A 19,411-nucleotide genomic window follows, 5' to 3' on the forward strand; every position below is an offset into this window, starting at 1 on the left:
AAACCGCTCCTTAGAGCGGTTTATTAGAAATATGTCGTCGGTATTTGAATCTCAATTTGATGCTCACTCAGCCATGAATTGAGACGTTCTATTTTACGTAGGTCCTTTGATTTTCTATGCTCGCTTATAGGGTAGATATAATGGCAATTCATCAATAAAAATATACTCTCAACAAGTAGTTTTAAATTTTGCTGAAAACAAGGAAGGTGATGTAACTGTTGAAAAGTTTTAGAACCTGTTCTTAAACTTTCAATAATGACACTCATCACCTCCTTCGGAGCTTGAATTGGGCCAATTGATGTTTTTAAATTAATATTATCCAATCGCTGATTGTTAAGAATAAGATCTAATCTAATCTTATGTAAAATTCCTAAATGGTCTTCAAAACGGTAATTCACTGATTTTTTTTGAAACAAATCCATACGCTGCTTTGAATCCCGAGCAATATCTTTTAGATACTCTTTTGTATTCGAAATATTCACATCTGATATCAACTGTTGCAAGTCGACTGGAATGCTAAGAGAATCTAAGTTTTCAGTTGGAACTACACTCCCAATATATGATAGATCAGCTTCAATCTTTAAAATCTCATGTACATCTACACTATAAAGGGGTTGCCAATAATCAGTTAAAAGTTCGTGAGCGAGATAATTGGTATCATTTTTTAATGTATTCACAATTCCTTGTATTTTGTCATATCCAATAAAAGCGCCTCTCCGATTTAATTCACTCACTAGTGCTGTAGACAATTCAATACTTTGAGCAGATTGCTGAGACGTATTTTTATCAACCAAGTTAAAGATTTTTTGAATAGGCTTTAAAGTAGCGGATCCAGGAAAGCACATATAGTGTAAATAGAATAGCCCTTGGTCCTTTAAAGATTTATCTAGAATCTGCCTAATAAAATATTGATTGTATTCAGAAACCCAAGAATACACTCCATGACAGACAATGAAATCAAACACTTCATTATTATTTTTGTTAAATTTTTCAAAGTCTATATTTAAGAATCTTATATTGCTTAACTGTAAGGATTGAGCAAGATCTGTAGCTCGTTGTATGTGTTTGTCATTAAAATCCACTCCGACAAACTCAGCGTGCGGATTTGCAATTGCTGCCACAATCAAGTTAAGACCACAACCACAACCCAACTCTAAATATTGAAAATTTTGAGATATATCTGGCGCTATATAACCTTGAAATTGGCTGATTGTACTCAGCCAAATTGGCTGCATCTCTGGATAAAAAAACATAGGATAGATGGTGTCAACCACATAGCCATCGACGCGCTTCATTATTTTCCTTCTAAACTCGACTATTCAAAGCTTGGAGTGAGATTGTCGCTCTCACTCCAAGCACAAGACATTAAAACTTATAATTCAAGGCAAAGCTGTAACGTCGACCATCAAGCACCCAATCATTTCCATCTTTCAGTACATTTTTGTTTGCAACATTATATACACCAGTAGATAGCTGGAATTGGTCACTATACTTATACACAGCTCCAACATCTACAAATGTATAAGCTGGTGTTTTATCTCCATCGGTATCACCCACTGTTTTGCCACGATAATTCAATTGAGTCCATAAATACAATTGATCATTAAAGTCCCAATCTAAGCCTGCATTAAACATATGTTTAGGCAAATTATTCAATGGTTTACCTTCATACTGTCCAGATTTTTGCTCACTATCTGTGAATGTATAAGAGTGTCTATATTTTAAGTAATCTGTGATGTTGTAATCTGTGGTCAGTTCAAGCCCTCTAATTTCGGCTTTATCAATGTTATAGTTGAGTGTATAACCATTTGCGTTATATGGCAGATTAGGGTTGGACTGATAGAAAGCACTGCTATCAACGAAATCATTAATTTCAGATTGAGTGTAAGGCGGCTCACCGTCATTTTTTGGGGGAAGTCGACTACCATCTAAACGACCAGATCGAGTAATTTTATCGTTAAAGTCAGTTTGATAGACCATAAGACTTGCAGATAAACCCAATTCAGGATGAGTGAATGCAAAACCTGTTTCATACGTTAAACTGGTTTCTGGCTTTAAATTTGGGTTTGGCATAATTGCCCCGCCCATTGAGTTCAGCATGTAATCTGGAGAAGAATTACGTAAGCTCGGCGCTTTATAGCCTGAAATTACACCTCCTTTTAAAGTCACGTTGTCTGTAGCTTTATAAACTGCATATGCCTTTGGACTGAAATTATCACCAAAAAACTCATTTTCATCGAAACGACCACTTAAGGTTAGTGCTAACTTATCACTGACATTCCAAGTATCTTCTGCAAAAATAGACCATTGATATCGATCCATTTTAGTGACTTTACCAGCCATCGCTGCATTTTGGTTACTTGTACCATCCTCGAGATTTTCTTTTAAATATCGCCCGCCAATGGTCAGACTATGATCTTTGAAAAAGTACGTTCCTTGTGTATTGGCTGTGATAGTCTCAAATAAAATCCCCCCTGGATTTTGAACTTTACCCACAGTACGCCCTGTAATTGCATTATTTTTATCTTTATCATATTGCAAGTAAGAAGTGAGTTTTAGATTGTCGTAATCACCATCATGAGTAAGACTAAAATTATTTTTTTCTAATTCGGAGTAAGTCCCTGTATTCGGTACGACATCTGAACGATAGATTAGGTCACCATCATCATTACGATTATTCGTATTATATGCTGGATAATAATTTCCATTAGATAGAACGAAATCTTTACCATCGATATCAACTTTAGGCCCCGTTACTGAAACATACTGGGTATAACTTTTACCTGGGTTGTGTGTACGCTCTTGTTGAGTTCTTACATATTCAGCAGTGAGTGTGTTTTTTTCATCTGGTGTAAAAACAAACTTTGTACCTAGATTTGTTTTTTGAAAATCTGGTTCACTCTCACCTGTTTCAGCTGTATTTTTTTGTAATGAACTTTCTTCAATTGTTTGAAGACCAGCCGTAACTTGGACTGAAAGAAGCTTATCAATTAATGGCGCATTTACATACAAGCTGGTATTGGTTGCGTCGTTGTTAACATCATTCGATTTTCCAGCTTTGATATATTCTGTTCGAATACTTGCAGTCAAACGATCTTGATGCTTTTTAGTAATGATATTAATTACACCACCCATAGCATCAGAACCATATAGAGAGGATGACGGGCCTCGAATCACTTCAATACGTTCAATTGATTCTATTGGCGGTAAGAAGTTTACTGATGCTCCTTGAACCCCCCCATTTGTTGTTAAAAGACTACCATCATTCATTGGACGTCCATCTACTAAAAATAGGGTATAAGCTGATCCCATACCCCGAATGGAGATCGTCTGGTTCGTTCCACCACCTTGTACAAATACACCTGGAACATTTTTCAATGCATCAGTTACATCACTATAAGATTTTTTTTCTAATTCTTCGGCAGTAATCACTGAAATCGTAGCAGCAGCATCCGCTATATTTTGCTCATAACCACTCGCTGAAGTTACGACAATTGTTTTTAACTTAGTTGTATCTTGTTTTGCATTAGTATCTTGACCAATTTGCTCTTGTGCAAAACTTGAAACCGACATGGTGGTTAAGACAGCAAACGCTAACTTAGATTTTAAAAATGTCTTTTGCATTGTGTAATTACCAAAGAATGTGTGGAGAGATCTTGTTCGAATTGTGTCGCATTGTAACAAATGATAATCACTTTGCAATAGATTATGATAACTATTCTCATTTATAGTTTTGTTTTTACATTTCAATTTTATTGATATTACTCATTTTGTTCAGTTTTCATAAAAAAAGCCCCCTTTTAATGGGAGCTTTTCAAATCAACTTTTGTAAATTTAAAGGCAACTTATTTGATATAAGCGCCTTCTGATTGGCTGTGGTCTGTCTGGTCCACAACACGTTGTAACTCTGGGATATGCTGTTTTAGCGTAACTTCAACACCTTGTTTAAGTGTCACATCAATTGCTGAACACCCTTGACAGCCACCACCAAATTTCAAGACCGCTGTTAAACCATGCTCAGCATCTTCAACCACTTCAACCAATGCACAGTTTCCACCATGCCCTGCTAAACCAGGGTTAATTTCCGACTGTAATACATAGGTTATACGTTCTTCAATCGATGCATCTGGACCTACACGTGGCACTTTCGAGTTAGGTGCACGGAAAGTCAACTGACCACCAAAGCGATCTTTGTTGTAATCAATCACTGCATCCAATAAGTATGGGATTGATGGTGTATCAATATATGCAGCAAATTTTGGATATTCTTGTTTATAGTCGGTTGGAACGACTTCATCTGGTGCACTATATGCCATGCAGCATTCAGCACGTGGTGTACCCGGATGTTCTACGAAAACACGTACCGCGATACCAGGAGTATTTTGCTTCTCTAAAAGTTCAAACAAATACTCTTGCGCAGTTGGTGTAATTAATAAATTTGGAATTTCTTCAGCAACTGCAGTGCTGGTGTTCTCAGTCGACATAACAATTTTTCCTCAAGCTGAAGACTCTATTTTAACTGAAGATCGGGGGTAATATTTAAAATTCAACTAAATTTGTCAGAATTATTATATTAATAACAATTAAATTTAAAAAAATGGCATGATGAACAGAATTAAAGCAATTTATTCAATCTTATCCATATGCTTGATTTACCTTTTAATCATACTGTCACCATCGTTTTAATTACGGTTGCCATTTCACTGGTTGCATTTTCCAATCAAAATATTATGAATCGTTTGATTTTTTGGCCTCCAGCCATGCAGAAAGGTCAATACGATCGATTTATCACGCATGGTTTTATACATGCAGATGGAACACATCTACTGTTCAATATGATCACACTCTTTTTCTTTGGAAGTGTAATTGAGAGTTTTTATCGACAATACTTATATGAACTCGGATTTGTTCTGTTCTATTTAGGCGGTTTAATCGCGGCAATTATTCCAAGCTATTTAAAACATAAAAATGATCACCGCTGGGCAAGTCTAGGGGCTTCTGGAGCAGTGTCAGCAGTCTTGTTTGCTTATATTTTATTTCAGCCCTGGAAACTGATATTTGTCTTTTTTATTCCTGTTCCAGCCATTATTTTTGCCGTGCTTTATGTTGCTTATAGTATTTGGTCAGGTAAACGTGGAAACAGTAACATCAACCACAGCGCACATTTATGGGGTGCAGCCTACGGTGTCGTAGTTACGATATTGATTGAACCTCAAATTATTCCACATTTCTTCAGCAAGTTGCTTCAACTACCTTTCTAATCCTTTGATCATTGCGGAGGGTTAAAACACTCCGCACAAATACCCTTAAATTCAAAATTGATGCTGTTAAATAAATCAAAAACACAAACTCAACAATGATAATGATTATCATTTATATATTCATGTTAAGCTTTTATCAAACCACGAGGTATTGATATGACTTACATTAAACTTCCATTGGCACTCATTCTTTCATTCAGCGCCTTTGTTTCATATGCTCAACCTGTTCAATTCACTTATCAAGATCAAACTATTCAACTTCAAAATACACCACAGAAGCTGGCTGTTTACGAACTATCCGCGTTGGATACACTGAATGCTTTAGGTATTCAAGCATCAATCGTACCCGAAACTACATATGTTGGTGCTTTGAAAAAATTTAATGACAAACAATATTTAAAAGCTGGATCTTTATTTGAACCCAACCAAACCTTATTAAAAGAACAAAAGCCAGATCTCATCATTGTCGGCGGGCGTTCTGCTGCAAAATTAAATGAGGTCAAAAAAATTGCACCTGCAATCAACCTCTGGCCTGATACTCAAAACTTCAATCAAGACCTGAAAAATCGCACACTTTTTTTAGCAAAAATGTTTAATAAGGAACAACTCGCACAATCTAAATTAGATCATGTCTATGCCCTTCAAGCACAACTTAAACAACTCACTAAAGGCAAATCCGGCCTGATGCTTTTTGCCATGGGTGATAATTTTATACCGCATGCAAAGAATGAAAGATTTGGATTTGCCTATGATATTTCTGGCTTAAAGTCAGTGGTGCCGACTGCAGCACCTCAAGCCTCAAGTACTCGACCTGCTCCAAACTCACCAGAAGCTCTTGCTGCCGCGCAACGCAATTTAGAGCGTCTAGCGCAAGCAATAAAACAAAATCCTGATTTCATCATTGTGTTAGACCGTGGTGCTGTAAACACGCAAAACTATGCTGCGAAACAACATATTCAATCACATCCATTACTCAAGAATAGTCAAGCAATCAAAGAGAATCGTGTCATCTTTGTTGATGCCGATGCCTGGTATTTAACGGGCGCTGGCTTAGATAACACTGCATTTATGTTAGAAGAATTGATCAATGGTATAAAAAATACTAAATAATTGATTTTATTTATAAAGGAAGTCTTCGGCTTCCTTTTTTTAGAAATATCTCGTAATAATTCAATCAATATCTGGTAATTAATGCCACCTAGATCATTAATTTTGTCAGGATAATGTAGGCATCCGCGAATTTATTCATTTTTTTTTGAGATTTTTTGCATGTCTAATCAACCTGATGGTTTACAATTTTCCTCTAACACGTCCTCTAAACCCAGCAGTTCAAAATCAGGCCAACGCATCGTCAGTGCGGCATTACAACAAATTCAGCCAGAATACGCTGATGCAGTTATCAATGAAAAGAATTGGCGCAAATCCTATCCGATTCATTTTAAACGGTTGGTAGAATGTGGGCTCTCATCACCTGAAGCTGCGCTGCTCATCGCTCATGATGGACTTCAACAAGCTTATGAAGAGTTTAGTTTTCAACGTGATCAACATACACACGCATTGAATGAAGTGATGAATCTTAAATCAAAAGATTTAAATACCTACACACTTCAAGGAAACTCTACTGCTGAGCCGCAATGGTTTGTACCTTATCAGGGTAAAAATTTAGAAGGTCAAGCCCTACTCGACCAAATTCAACTCTGGTTAGACAGAGGTATTATAGAAGCATCACATGCTCAGGCACTACAAGCGTGTGTGCAGCATCCAGAGTGGTTTGACCTTTCGGATCGAACAATGGTGCTGTTTGGTGCAGCTTCTGAAGCAGGACCTTTACCTTGGCTGGCGAAATGGAAAGCCAATATCGTGGCGCTTGATTTAAATCATGAGCGAGTATGGACAAAGATTTTGAATACTGTTCTGCAAGGCAATGCGACCTTATACGCTCCAAGTGTCGAATCAATAGATTCATCTGCATCTATACGTGAAGCTGCAGAGCGTTTAGGCGTTAACTTATTAACAGATACCCCTGAGATTGCACATTGGCTCACCCAGTTTGATCAAGACTTAGATCTTGCCGCAATTGCGTATTTAGATGGCGAAAAGCACGTTCGTGTTTCTATGGCGATGGACGCCATTATGCAACATGTCAGCCAACAAAAATCCAATACCAGTTTAATGTATATGTGTACGCCCACTGACGTCTACGCTGTACCACAGGAAGTTATTCAAGGTGGATTAGATAAGTTTAAATCACGCTCTAAACTTGAAAATATTCTGTCCAAGAGTATTTCGACTGTCTCTCGTGATTATTTTTTCAAACAAAACGAAGAACGCTTATTCCAATGTCATGATAAACAGTATGGGATCTGCGACTGTCTTGTGGTTGAACAAGGTCCAAATTATGCGTTGGCGAAAAGGATTCAACAATGGCGCGCTACGTTAGCACGGTCACAAGGTCAACGTGTCAGCATTAATATTGCTCCATCGACCACTACACATTCGGTAACCAAAAACCCATTATTAAAAGCTGCTTTCAATGGTGCCAATTTGTTTGATGTTGAAGCATTTGAACCCGCGACGACCAATGCGATTATGGCTGCGTTGTGGATTCATGATTTGAGAAACCCACAGTCGGTTGCCAATCCTGAAATCGCCCTCAATCATCCATTAGACTTAATCATGCATGGTGCTAATCATGGTGGATTATGGCGTGTAGCATATCTCGCACGCACCGCCCTACCATTTGCCGCATTATATGGTTTTGCTGAGGAAAAACTCCCCTTGAAAAAACTTTGGTCTAAATTCCAAAAATAAGCGTCATAAACAATTGATCATAAAAAAAGCGCTGATTGTTCAGCGCTTTTTTAGTCTTTAAGTATTGAATTCAATCAGGTGAACTGAAGGAACAACCAGAATAAACCACCTGATAAACAGATTGTTGCTGGCAGTGTGAAAATCCACGCTGATAAGATTGTGCGAACCATTTGGAAGTTTAAGCCCGACTTATTCGCAACCATCGTACCTGCTACAGCAGAGTTTAAAACGTGTGTTGTTGACACTGGCATACCAAAGCCATCAGCAGCAGCAATCGTTGACATTGCAACTAACTCTGCAGACATCCCCTGACCATACGTCATGTGTTGTTTACCAATACGTTCACCAACGGTAACAACAATACGTTTCCAGCCTACCATCGTCCCTAGACCTAATGCCAATGCAGTCGCAACTTTCACCCATGTTGGAATGTATTGAAGGAATGAATCTAAGTTATCACGGTAGTTGTCCACTGTTTTTTCTTGCGCTTCAGTCATGGCAGGTAAAGCTTCTGCTTTATCTAAACGCTTGAATGCAGTCGTGCTGAGGTACATATCATTACGGAATTCAGCCACTTGATCTTCAGGAACATCTTTAATGGATGTGTAGCTTCCTACTTTTTCACCTAAATGATCCGTCAAGCTTGCCAAAGCTGGCACAACTTCAGGTGTGATTTCTTTGGTTTGGATATATGACGTGATAATTTGACGCGCTTTTTCATCTGGAATATCTTGGTGATTTGGATAAATCAAATCAGCAGTTTGAGCAGATAACTGACCAAACGTTTGGATATGTTGTTGATCTAGACTCTTGTTTAAAGAGTAAGCCAATGGCACGATCCCGATCAGAATCAACATAATCAGACCCATACCTTTTTGGCCATCATTTGAGCCGTGTGCAAAACTTACACCGGTACACGTGAAAATCAAAATGGCACGAATAAGTGGCGGCGGCGGTTTATTCCCTTCTGGTGGTTGGAATAATTCCACTTGTTTCTTAAAGATTTTTTTAACCAATAAGAACAATACAGCCGCAAATGCAAAACCGATTAATGGTGAGAATAAAAGTGCTTTACCCACTTTCATCACCTGTTCCATGTCTACACCTGACGCACCATTACCTGCGTTTAAGATGTAGTTCATGATGCCCACACCTAAAATCGAACCGATCAGAGTATGAGAGCTAGAAGCAGGGATACCGAGGAACCAAGTTCCTAGGTTCCATACGATTGCGGCAATCAACATGGCAAAGACCATGGCAAAACCAGCACCTGAACCGACGTTCATAATCAATTCAACAGGCAATAGCGCGATAATACCGTAGGCAACTGCACCACTTGCGACCATTACGCCAAGGAAGTTACAGAAGCCTGCCCACATTACAGCGACAGGTGCAGATAAAGCGTTGGTATAAATAACTGTTGCCACAGCATTGGCCGTGTCATGGAAACCGTTAACGAACTCGAAACCCAATGCGATAAACAATGCCGTGGCCAACATGATCACAGCATAAAGATTTAAAGCAGGCACATGAGATAAATCAGCAGCCAACTGAAAACCAATGTAAATCAAGGTTGAAACAATCAGTGTAAGGAACACTGGCATAAAGAATTTCGGCGTTGGCACGTGAACATTCGTCGACTGCATAGGCGTTGACGATTGTGCTGAATCTGAAACTGGAGTTTGATTAGAATTCATGCAAGCAGAGAAAGAGGATAAATATCCCCTCTATTGTTCAATTTAATTATTACAATTATATGACAAAGAGCTGTCATATAAGTCATCCAAACGATACTTATTTAAGAAAATTAAACTTTAAAAACAACCAATATTCAAAATTTAACAATAATAATCAGATAGTTAATACAAAACCCTCGCCTTTAATCTTTATTTCAATCGGCAATTAAATAGATGAAATAAAGATGACATCACTGTCACATTTGTTACAACGGCAGTTATTATTACATTAGATTATGACAACATGATGAAATATAGACAGTTTCAGTTTTGATAGGTTGATCATCGTAGTCGATGGATGAAATTCATCCTTAATTTTTTGGGAATAGGTTCATAAATTTTTATTTATCAGAAAAGTGGACGTAACTCTGCTAAAATATTGCACCATTATTTGTGCAGATTTTTGTGAGAGTCATTTGATGTCTACCCTCGCCACCTTAAAAGCGCTTCTTGCCAAACGTATCCTGATTATTGATGGTGCAATGGGTACCATGATCCAACGCCACAAATTGGAAGAAGCTGATTACCGTGGTGAACGTTTTGAGGATTGGGCCTACGACCTTAAGGGTAATAACGACTTATTGGTTCTAACTCAGCCACAGATTATTCAAGGCATTCATGAAGCTTATCTTGAAGCTGGTGCAGATATTATTGAAACCAACTCGTTCAATGGAACGCGTGTTTCAATGTCTGACTACCATATGGAAGATTTGGTTCCTGAGATTAACCGTGAAGCAGCTCGAATTGCCAAAGAAGCATGTAAAAAATACTCAACACCTGAAAAGCCACGTTTTGTCGCGGGTGTATTAGGACCAACGTCACGTACCACTTCAATTTCACCAAATGTAAATGATCCGGCATTCCGTAACATCACCTTTGATGAGTTAAAAGTTAACTATATAGAAGCGACTAAGGCATTGATTGAAGGTGGTGCAGATATCATCTTGATTGAAACGGTCTTCGATACCCTAAATGCCAAAGCTGCGATCTTTGCAGTGAAAGAAGTGTTTAAAGAAATTGGTTACGAACTGCCAATTATGATTTCGGGCACCATTACCGATGCATCTGGCCGTACACTCACAGGTCAAACCGCAGAAGCATTCTGGAACTCAATGCGCCATGCTGAGCCTTTATCGATTGGCTTTAACTGTGCACTGGGTGCAGATGCGATGCGTCCACACGTCAAAACCGTGTCTGACGTTGCGGATACTTTTGTTTCAGCGCATCCAAACGCAGGCTTACCAAATGCGTTTGGTGGTTATGATGAAACCCCTGAAGAAACTGCAGCATTTATTAAAGAATTCGCTGAAAGTGGTTTGATCAACATCACCGGTGGTTGTTGTGGTACGACGCCTGATCATATTCGTGCGATTGCGCAAGCAGTTGAAGGTATTGCGCCGCGTCAAATCCCTGAAATTGAACCTGCATGTCGTTTAAGTGGTTTAGAGCCATTTAACATCACTAAAGATTCATTATTCGTCAACGTCGGTGAACGTACCAACGTGACAGGTTCTAAAAAATTCCTTCGTTTAATTAAAGAAGGTAACTTCACCGAAGCTTTAGATGTGGCACGTCAACAAGTTGAAGCCGGTGCGCAAATCATCGACATCAACATGGATGAGGGGATGCTGGATTCGCAAGAAGCGATGGTGCATTTCCTGAATCTGATCGCGTCTGAGCCTGATATTTCACGTGTGCCAATCATGCTTGACTCTTCTAAATGGGAGATCATTGAAGCAGGTTTGAAATGCGTCCAAGGTAAAGCGGTTGTAAACTCAATTTCCTTAAAAGAAGGTTATGACGAGTTTGTAGAACGTGCTCGCCTCTGCCGTCAATACGGTGCAGCGGTGATTGTCATGGCGTTTGATGAAAACGGTCAGGCGGATACTGCTGAACGTAAAAAAGAAATCTGTAAGCGCTCTTATGATGTCTTAGTCAACGAAGTGGGTTTCCCATCTGAAGATATTATTTTTGACCCGAACGTGTTTGCGGTCGCAACAGGTATTGAAGAACACAACAACTACGGTGTGGACTTCATTGAAGCAACCGGTTGGATTAAACAAAACCTTCCAAATGCGATGGTGTCAGGCGGGATCTCAAACGTATCGTTCTCATTCCGTGGTAATGAGCCTGTTCGTGAAGCGATCCATGCGGTGTTCTTGTATCACGGCATTCAACAAGGCTTAACCATGGGGATCGTCAACGCAGGTCAGCTTGCAATTTATGATGATATCGATGCTGAGCTAAAAGAAGCGGTTGAAGATGTGGTACTGAACCGTAACCAAGGCGCAAGCGGTCAAGAAGCGACTGAAAAATTGCTAGCTGTTGCGGAAAAATATCGTGGTCAAGCGGGTGCGCAAAAGGCTGAAGAAAACCTTGAATGGCGCAATGAACCTGTAGAAAAACGTCTTGAATACGCGTTAGTTAAAGGTATTACGACTTATATCGATGAAGATACTGAAGAAGCACGTTTAAAATCAGCTCGTCCACTTGATGTGATCGAAGGTCCACTCATGGCAGGGATGAACGTGGTGGGTGACCTGTTCGGTGCCGGCAAAATGTTCTTACCACAAGTGGTGAAATCTGCACGTGTGATGAAACAAGCCGTGGCTTGGTTGAACCCATTTATTGAAGCAGAAAAAACCCAAGGCGAAGCCAAAGGTAAAATCTTGCTTGCTACTGTTAAAGGCGACGTACACGACATCGGTAAAAACATCGTGGGTGTGGTACTTGGCTGTAACGGTTATGACATCGTTGACCTTGGCGTGATGGTACCGTGTGAGAAAATCTTACAAACTGCGATTGATGAAAAAGTTGACATCATCGGTTTATCAGGTTTGATCACACCGTCATTGGATGAAATGGTTTTTGTTGCCAAAGAAATGCAACGTAAAGGTTTTAACATTCCATTGATGATTGGTGGTGCAACAACATCGAAAGCGCATACTGCCGTGAAAATTGCGCCGCAATATCACAATGATGGCGTGTACTACACGGCTGATGCCTCTCGTGCAGTCGGTGTTGCAACGCAACTTTTATCTGCTGATATGAAGCCTCAATTGGCAGCGGACTATGCAGCGGATTATGAAAAAATCCGTACACGTCTAGCGAATAAGCAACCGAAAGCTGCAAAACTGTCTTATGCTGAATCAGTTGAAAATGGCTTCAAAATTGACTTTGAAAAGCATGCACCTGTAAAACCAAACTTTATTGGTTCTGAAACATTCACCAACTATCCTTTAGAAACTTTGGTGGAATACTTCGACTGGACACCATTCTTTATTTCTTGGAGTTTGGCGGGTAAATACCCGAAAATCCTTGAAGATGAAGTTGTGGGTGAAGCTGCACGTGATTTGTTTGAACAAGCACAAGCGATGCTCAAAGACATCATCGAAAATAAACGTTTCGATGCACGCGCTACTTTCAGTCTTTACCCTGCCAACCGTGTTGCAGCAGACACTGTTGCGGTAACGGATGAAAATGGCAATGTGACGCATACCTTTGAGCATATTCGTCAGCAGTCTGACAAAGTCACAGGTAAAGCCAATTTCTCACTGGCTGATTTTGTTGCACCAAAAGACGTGGCTCAAGATTACTTGGGTGGTTTCACCGTTTCGATCTTTGGTGCAGAAGAGCTTTCGCAAGAATATAAAGCCAAAGGTGATGACTATAACGCGATTATGGTTCAAGCCTTGGGTGACCGTTTTGCAGAAGCATTTGCAGAACACTTGCACCAACGTATTCGTAAAGAGTTTTGGGGCTACCAAGCCGATGAACAGCTTTCTAATGAAGAATTGATCAAAGAGAAGTATGTGGGTATTCGTCCTGCACCGGGCTACCCTGCTTGTCCTGAACATTCTGAAAAAGCACCGCTGTTTGATTGGTTAGGTACGACTGATAAGATCGGAACTTACTTAACCAGTAGCTTTGCAATGTGGCCACCTTCATCAGTGAGCGGTTTCTACTATGCAAACCCTGAAACGGAATACTTTAACGTGGGTAAAATCTCTGGCGATCAGTTGGAAGATTATGCGAAGCGTAAAGGTTGGACGTTAGATGAGGCGAAACGTTGGTTAGCGCCGAATTTGGATGATTCTGTGGTTTAATTGATTATCTGAATACTTTTGAATCCCCCTAAATCCCCCTTTTTCAAAGGGGGACTTTCGCGTATCAAATGGATTACGTTACGGCTCCTCCCTTTTTTAAAGGGAGGTTGGGAGGGATTAGATATAGAAAATAATATTTATTTTTAATATATTAGATCAAAAAATTACACTAAAAATTTTATGAAAAATTATATCGGATATTTATCTTACGAAAACATCCAAAATATTCCTAGTAAACATGTGCCTACACATGAGTTTATCTTCTTCCTACATGATCAATGTGCAAGTTTGTTAGTGCAATATGAACAAAGCAACATCAATGAAATTGGTATAGATAAAATAGTAGAGGCATACTCAGAGAAGTTTCCAGATCATAACTCAGATATAATTGAAATATTACAATTTTGTAGGGATGGAGGATTTGATACTCCCTATTATCATTTCCTAATTTCGAAAATTTTACTGGGACTAGCAAGTGATCTACTGCATTTTACGTATGAAGCATTAAAATCTTTCGAAAAAAGAAAGTTTGCCGTTGCCTATAGCCTACTAAGAAAACCATTTAAAGAAAATTTAATATTCATCTGTCAGCTCTTTAATAATTATGAGAACTTTATAGAGCTTTTTGAACAGGAGACGGATAAATCTTTAAATAATATCTCTCAATCAAAAAGACTATCCATATTTCAAGAAACAATATCAAATCTATCTTATTCTGAACTTTTTGATGCAACCTTAATTGAAGAAATGATCTTTTCAAAACAACACCCTTTGGGTTTAGAGATATCATGCCAAAAAGCAACACATCTGATCACTTCTCAAGGAGCATACTTAAAAACTGGAAGAATGTTCATTAACTCAATTTTCGAGGATCCAAATAATATTGACCAATACGAACCGCTTTATACTTCACTTCCCATAGTCATGATTTTTACTACTCACGTAATCCTAGAAACCTTCCAAAAATTAGCTCCATTAAATAAAAATACTTATCAACATATTACAATTAGTACTCTAGGTTGCTATGAAAATTTGTACATTGATGGAAGAAAGAGATTATTAACTAGAAGTTATGCAAAAGCATGTAAAGATTTTTTAGAATGTATCCATTGTGGAAAGCAAATTTTTCTAACAAAAGAAAACTCTTTAAGAATGTTCATGACGGGTATACTTATTTGTAATCACTGCCATCAAAATTCTGAGTTTCCCTTTTATTGGCTTTTATCAAAGTCTACTGCTACGTTTAAAAAAGATGAATCTGAAGATGATAATGCATGGAAAGATACGATTCTTTCCCGAATGTTTAAATCTGAAAAAGATGAAAATATATAATCCCTCCTAACCTCCCTTTGAAAAAGGTGAGAAACTACGTTTCGCAAGAGGGGGATTCCTGCTGAATAAATTGAAAAATTGTATCCACTACCTCATTAATCCGCCCCATCACTTGCCTATTATCAAACCTTAAAACTTTTAACCCCAACTGAGCCAAAGCTTCATCCCGAATCCGATCTGCTTCTAAACCATCTTCCGTAAAATGCTGACTACCATCACACTCAATCACTAAATTGGCAGCAGGACAGTAAAATCTACGATGTAATTTAAGATTGGCTTTTGCCGATAAAACTGCAAACCTAAAATTTGCTTATTACGAAGTCGTGACCATAACAGCTTTTCAGCATCAGTCATGTTATTGCGTAAAACACGTGAGGCTTGTTTTAAGTTTTTATTGTAGGGCTTCATTTTTATTCTCTTTTTTAAAATCTCCCCTAGCCCTGAGCAATATATGGCGCAAGGGAAAAGAGGGAAATTTCACGCATCTAAAACCGCAATCAAATTCGCGCAAGTTCCCCTGAGCGAGACTTAAGCACTGCTTTATGTAGAAGCGCAAGAAAGGGGGATTTAGGGGGATTCTTTTCATCAATATATACATCAAAATCCGCCCCCTTTTCTAACCACCCGCCCCCCAAATCATCCGTTTTAACATTTTTAGATCAGCAAACCTTTCAACTTTAGTGAATAATTAATACTTATTAATGAAATTACCAAAAGTTTGATATTTCCATGAAAAAACTCATCAACCACCCTGAAAACTTGGTTGTCGACATGTGCAAAGGCTTTGTCTTGGCACACCCAGAACTTGCATTCACTGAGTCTCACAAAATCATTTCAAGAAAAGAAAAACACAATAATGTTGCTCTCATCAGTGGTGGTGGTTGCGGGCACGAACCTGCACATGCGGGCTTTGTCGGTAAAGGCATGTTAGACGCTGCGGTATGTGGCGATGTCTTTGCATCGCCTTCACAAATTCAAGTCTATAAAGCACTACAACACGTCGCAACTGACAAAGGCGTGCTGATGATCATCAAAAACTATTCTGGTGATATGATGAATTTCCAGAACGGTGCAGCTTTAGCAACTGAAGATGGCATCAAGGTCGACTACGTCAAAGTGGCAGATGATATTGCAGTCAAAGATAGTTTATATACCGTCGGACGTCGTGGTGTCGCAGGCACAATCTTTGTTCATAAGATTGCAGGCGCAGCAGCATCAAAAGGCTTAGAATTAGGTGAAGTTAAAACAGTCGCTCAAAAAGCGGCTGACAATGTCATCAGTTTAGGTTTTGCCTATAGCTCATGTACTGTTCCTGCTAAAGGCACACCAACCTTCACCCTTGCCGATGATGAAATGGAATACGGCGTGGGTATTCATGGTGAACCGGGGATCCGTCGTGAAAAAATCTTGCCAGCAAAAGAACTGGCACAACGTATGGTCGATGATCTATTTTTAGATCGCCCAGACATGAAAGAAGTCGCAGTATTGATCAATGGCTTTGGCTCAACTCCAATGCAAGAACTGTATCTGTTTAATCATGATGTATGTGAACACCTTGCACATAAAGGCATCAAAATTTACCGTACCTTTGTCGGCAACTATATGACCAGTATCGACATGAATGGCGCATCCATTTCATTACTTGAATTGGATGATGAACTCAAAACATACTTAGATGCCGAAGCCAACACCCCTGCCTTTAAACTTGATGGTTCACCTGCTTTAGCCATTGAGTTTGCGATAAAAGATACGGCTACCCAACATCAAGGCAATAGCGAAGTTGAAACTGCAGCAGAACATGCTGAAATTCAAAATGAGCTATTCACCATTGAAAACATGCGCTATGTGGTCGATGTCATGGCTGCCTGTATTATTAAAAATGAAGTGCCATTTTGTGAGTTAGACGCACACGCAGGTGACGGCGACTTCGGCATGAGTGTGGCTAAAGGCTTTAAACAACTCAAGAAAGAATGGCAAAGCTTGATCCAAGCGAAGCATATGGATGAATTCTTGCTCAATAGCTCCATGATCATTATGGAACATTGTGGCGGTGCATCAGGTCCAATCTGGGGTTCAGCATTCCGTGCCGCAAGTAAAGCCATTCAAGGTAAAACCACGTTAAGCGTGGCGGATTTTGCCGATATGCTGCAAGCCGCAGTAAAAGGTATTCAAACCACAGGCGAACGTTCATTTGGACGTGGCGCGGTAGTGGGAGATAAAACTCTCATTGATGCGCTCGTGCCATGCGCAGATTCATGGTCTGCCAACACAGACAAAAGCTTTAAGGAAAACTTTATCTTAGGTGCTCAAGCTGCTGTTCAAGGCGCAGAATCAACCAAAGAGATTGTTGCACGTATGGGTCGTGCAGGTACTGTCGGGGATCGTAGCTTAGGCTATCCTGATGCAGGTGCATATGGTTTAGGCGTGATTTTTACCGATATTGCTGATCATCTAAAATAACATCTAAACATGACATAAATGATTGATTAGTTATGTAAAAAAGCCCTGATGATTCAGGGCTTTTTTTGCTTTTTATTTTTTAAAACTTGATAATAATGCGCTGGTAATCGCCTGATTATGTGATGCCACACGAGACTTCTTCGCTTTCGCTGACTGGTCAGCTACACGTTGAATTTTGACTGCTTTTAATTTACCTTGATTTTCAACAACCTGAAATTTGACTCGGTCATTGCGTTTTGGCTCACCTTCATCTGCAGGAAAGTCAGAAATGTGGAAAAAAATATCCTCACCTGCACCACCAATAAAACCAAAACCTTTATCGGCATGATAAATTTTAATTTTTCCTTGCTGGACTTCAGACTTCATAACATTCCCAAAAAACGGTATACAATTTTCAATATTATACACGCATCTTAAAGTGCATCATCTTTGCTGATCACTTTAAATAATCATGCAAATGCTGTTGGACAATGACGCGTTTGTGTCCTTTACTTTGTTGTTCCGATAACAATGATTCCGCATCTAAGACCACTACTCTGTGACCATCATCCTGTAGACGTTTCACACCTTCAAATAACATTCGAGCACCGACATCATGGATTAAGGTCAGATGTGTAAGATCAAGCACTACTTTATTTTTACCTACAGGCTCATTCTGTAACTCACGCAAGAACATTTCAGTCTCTGTAAATTGCAAGACACCACGTAGCTCATACACCACCATGCCATTATCATACTCACGGCGACTTTGGATAATGGTTTGTGCTGAAGGGGTTCCCTCCATTAAATGTAATCCCATATCACTTGATAGACGTTCAAAGATTTCCACACCTCGAACACTGTTGCCATGGCTGTCTAATTTAGGCGAAAAAACCGCAATTCCAACCTGACCTGGTAAGACACCAATGATCCCCCCTGCCACACCACTTTTGGCAGGAATACCAACGGTGGTCAACCAATCTCCAGCTGCATCGTACATACCACACGTCATCATGACGCTAAGTACCTGACGACATACCTGACGATCTAAAATACATTTCCCCGTAACAGGGTCTTTTCCGCCATTCGCTAATACACTGCCCATTCGCGCTAAATCTTTCACGGTGACTTTAATCGCACACTGTAGAATATAACCATGAACAATATGCTCTGGGTCTTCTTCTAGCACGCCGACGGTACGCAACATATATCCAATCGAAAGATTACGAAATGCTGTTTTGAGTTCAGATTGATAGACTTGCTCATCAAAGGTTAATTCACGCCCACACAGTTCACTCAAGAAACGTCGTAAATGTTCTGCACGAGAAACAGTCTTTTTATGAGGTAATAAAGAATGTGTCGTAATCGCACCCGAGTTAATCATTGGGTTCTTGGGAATCGATCGTTCTTTTTCTAATGAGATTTGATTAAATGCTTCCCCCGACGGCTCAACGCCAACTTTTTCTAATACTTTAGCTAAACCATGTTCTTGAATCGCTAATGCATAAGCAAATGGTTTAGACATTGATTGAATCGTGAACTCAACCTCATCATCCCCTGAAGAATAAATCGTACCATCAATGGTCGAAAGTGCTAAAGCGATACGATTTGGATTGGCGGCTGCCAGTTCTGGAATATAGTCAGCCAATGCTCCTTCGGTATTCGCATGACATTGGTCCAATACATGGGCAAGATAATCAGGTACAGGTGTCTTCATTTTTATTCT

12 protein-coding genes and 1 pseudogene are annotated in these 19,411 nt (G+C 39.4%); 6 read left to right on the top strand and 7 right to left on the bottom strand.

Annotation, left to right across the window (positions count from 1 at the left end):
- Nucleotides 1-23: 23 nt before the first annotated feature.
- The 3 genes from AC1M9E_RS10365 to nfuA all read right to left on the bottom strand — a co-directional run bounded on the left by AC1M9E_RS10365 (nucleotide 24) and on the right by nfuA (nucleotide 4,484).
- Nucleotides 24-1,295, bottom strand: a complete 1,272-nt coding sequence (locus AC1M9E_RS10365; protein WP_481607536.1) for a class I SAM-dependent methyltransferase — start codon at nucleotides 1,293-1,295, stop codon at nucleotides 24-26.
- A gap of 70 nt (nucleotides 1,296-1,365) precedes the next feature.
- Nucleotides 1,366-3,624: a TonB-dependent receptor domain-containing protein gene (locus tag AC1M9E_RS10370; protein WP_488224762.1), complete on the bottom strand. Its 2,259-nt coding sequence runs from the start codon at nucleotides 3,622-3,624 to the stop codon at nucleotides 1,366-1,368.
- 221 nt (nucleotides 3,625-3,845) lie between these two features.
- Nucleotides 3,846-4,484 (bottom strand): Fe-S biogenesis protein NfuA, encoded by a 639-nt coding sequence (nfuA, locus tag AC1M9E_RS10375; RefSeq protein WP_481607534.1) that lies wholly within the window; start codon nucleotides 4,482-4,484, stop codon nucleotides 3,846-3,848.
- A 159-nt stretch (nucleotides 4,485-4,643) separates the two neighbouring features.
- On the opposite strand from nfuA, the gene AC1M9E_RS10380 reads away from it, so the two are divergent.
- The 3 genes from AC1M9E_RS10380 to AC1M9E_RS10390 all read left to right on the top strand — a co-directional run bounded on the left by AC1M9E_RS10380 (nucleotide 4,644) and on the right by AC1M9E_RS10390 (nucleotide 8,072).
- Nucleotides 4,644-5,261 (top strand): rhomboid family intramembrane serine protease, encoded by a 618-nt coding sequence (locus tag AC1M9E_RS10380; protein WP_179997692.1) that lies wholly within the window; start codon nucleotides 4,644-4,646, stop codon nucleotides 5,259-5,261.
- Nucleotides 5,262-5,417: 156 nt separating this feature from the next.
- On the top strand, nucleotides 5,418-6,371 hold the full coding sequence (locus AC1M9E_RS10385) for an ABC transporter substrate-binding protein (protein ID WP_481607533.1): 954 nt from the start codon (nucleotides 5,418-5,420) through the stop codon (nucleotides 6,369-6,371).
- A gap of 159 nt (nucleotides 6,372-6,530) precedes the next feature.
- Nucleotides 6,531-8,072: a hypothetical protein gene (locus AC1M9E_RS10390; protein ID WP_481607532.1), complete on the top strand. Its 1,542-nt coding sequence runs from the start codon at nucleotides 6,531-6,533 to the stop codon at nucleotides 8,070-8,072.
- Between the two features lie 74 nt (nucleotides 8,073-8,146).
- Here the strand turns inward: AC1M9E_RS10390 and AC1M9E_RS10395 are convergent, their stop codons facing one another.
- Nucleotides 8,147-9,769, bottom strand: coding sequence for an inorganic phosphate transporter (locus AC1M9E_RS10395; RefSeq protein WP_180027990.1), 1,623 nt, complete (start codon nucleotides 9,767-9,769; stop codon nucleotides 8,147-8,149).
- 458 nt (nucleotides 9,770-10,227) lie between these two features.
- On the opposite strand from AC1M9E_RS10395, the gene metH reads away from it, so the two are divergent.
- Together metH and AC1M9E_RS10405 are read left to right on the top strand one after the other, a co-directional pair.
- Entirely contained in the window at nucleotides 10,228-13,914 is a 3,687-nt protein-coding gene (metH, locus tag AC1M9E_RS10400) for a methionine synthase (RefSeq protein ID WP_488224763.1), read from the top strand.
- Between the two features lie 180 nt (nucleotides 13,915-14,094).
- Nucleotides 14,095-15,246: a hypothetical protein gene (locus AC1M9E_RS10405; RefSeq protein ID WP_488224764.1), complete on the top strand. Its 1,152-nt coding sequence runs from the start codon at nucleotides 14,095-14,097 to the stop codon at nucleotides 15,244-15,246.
- A 34-nt stretch (nucleotides 15,247-15,280) separates the two neighbouring features.
- On the opposite strand, the pseudogene AC1M9E_RS10410 reads toward AC1M9E_RS10405, so the two are convergent.
- Nucleotides 15,281-15,654: pseudogene (locus AC1M9E_RS10410) on the bottom strand (endonuclease domain-containing protein).
- Between the two features lie 321 nt (nucleotides 15,655-15,975).
- Between AC1M9E_RS10410 and dhaK the strand changes: the two are divergent.
- Nucleotides 15,976-17,706 (top strand): dihydroxyacetone kinase subunit DhaK, encoded by a 1,731-nt coding sequence (gene dhaK / locus AC1M9E_RS10415; RefSeq protein ID WP_488224765.1) that lies wholly within the window; start codon nucleotides 15,976-15,978, stop codon nucleotides 17,704-17,706.
- 72 nt (nucleotides 17,707-17,778) lie between these two features.
- On the opposite strand, the gene AC1M9E_RS10420 is transcribed toward dhaK, so the two are convergent.
- On the bottom strand, nucleotides 17,779-18,072 hold the full coding sequence (locus AC1M9E_RS10420) for a cold shock domain-containing protein (protein ID WP_481586536.1): 294 nt from the start codon (nucleotides 18,070-18,072) through the stop codon (nucleotides 17,779-17,781).
- Nucleotides 18,073-18,142: 70 nt separating this feature from the next.
- Nucleotides 18,143-19,402: a glutaminase gene (locus AC1M9E_RS10425; RefSeq protein WP_488224766.1), complete on the bottom strand. Its 1,260-nt coding sequence runs from the start codon at nucleotides 19,400-19,402 to the stop codon at nucleotides 18,143-18,145.
- Nucleotides 19,403-19,411: the final 9 nt, after the last annotated feature.

It is taken from the genome of Acinetobacter sp. 24-47-47, from assembly GCF_057737035.1.

Excerpts from the sequence above, each read along its gene's own strand:
- AC1M9E_RS10365 (WP_481607536.1), bottom strand. The coding sequence starts at position 1,295 with ATGAAGCGCGTCGATGGCTATGTGGTTGACACCATCTATCCTATGTTT.
- AC1M9E_RS10370 (WP_488224762.1), bottom strand. The coding sequence starts at position 3,624 with ATGCAAAAGACATTTTTAAAATCTAAGTTAGCGTTTGCTGTCTTAACC.
- nfuA (WP_481607534.1), bottom strand. The coding sequence starts at position 4,484 with ATGTCGACTGAGAACACCAGCACTGCAGTTGCTGAAGAAATTCCAAAT.
- AC1M9E_RS10380 (WP_179997692.1), top strand. The coding sequence starts at position 4,644 with ATGCTTGATTTACCTTTTAATCATACTGTCACCATCGTTTTAATTACG.
- AC1M9E_RS10385 (WP_481607533.1), top strand. The coding sequence starts at position 5,418 with ATGACTTACATTAAACTTCCATTGGCACTCATTCTTTCATTCAGCGCC.
- AC1M9E_RS10390 (WP_481607532.1), top strand. The coding sequence starts at position 6,531 with ATGTCTAATCAACCTGATGGTTTACAATTTTCCTCTAACACGTCCTCT.
- AC1M9E_RS10395 (WP_180027990.1), bottom strand. The coding sequence starts at position 9,769 with ATGAATTCTAATCAAACTCCAGTTTCAGATTCAGCACAATCGTCAACG.
- metH (WP_488224763.1), top strand. The coding sequence starts at position 10,228 with ATGTCTACCCTCGCCACCTTAAAAGCGCTTCTTGCCAAACGTATCCTG.
- AC1M9E_RS10405 (WP_488224764.1), top strand. The coding sequence starts at position 14,095 with ATGAAAAATTATATCGGATATTTATCTTACGAAAACATCCAAAATATT.
- dhaK (WP_488224765.1), top strand. The coding sequence starts at position 15,976 with ATGAAAAAACTCATCAACCACCCTGAAAACTTGGTTGTCGACATGTGC.
- AC1M9E_RS10420 (WP_481586536.1), bottom strand. The coding sequence starts at position 18,072 with ATGAAGTCTGAAGTCCAGCAAGGAAAAATTAAAATTTATCATGCCGAT.
- AC1M9E_RS10425 (WP_488224766.1), bottom strand. The coding sequence starts at position 19,402 with ATGAAGACACCTGTACCTGATTATCTTGCCCATGTATTGGACCAATGT.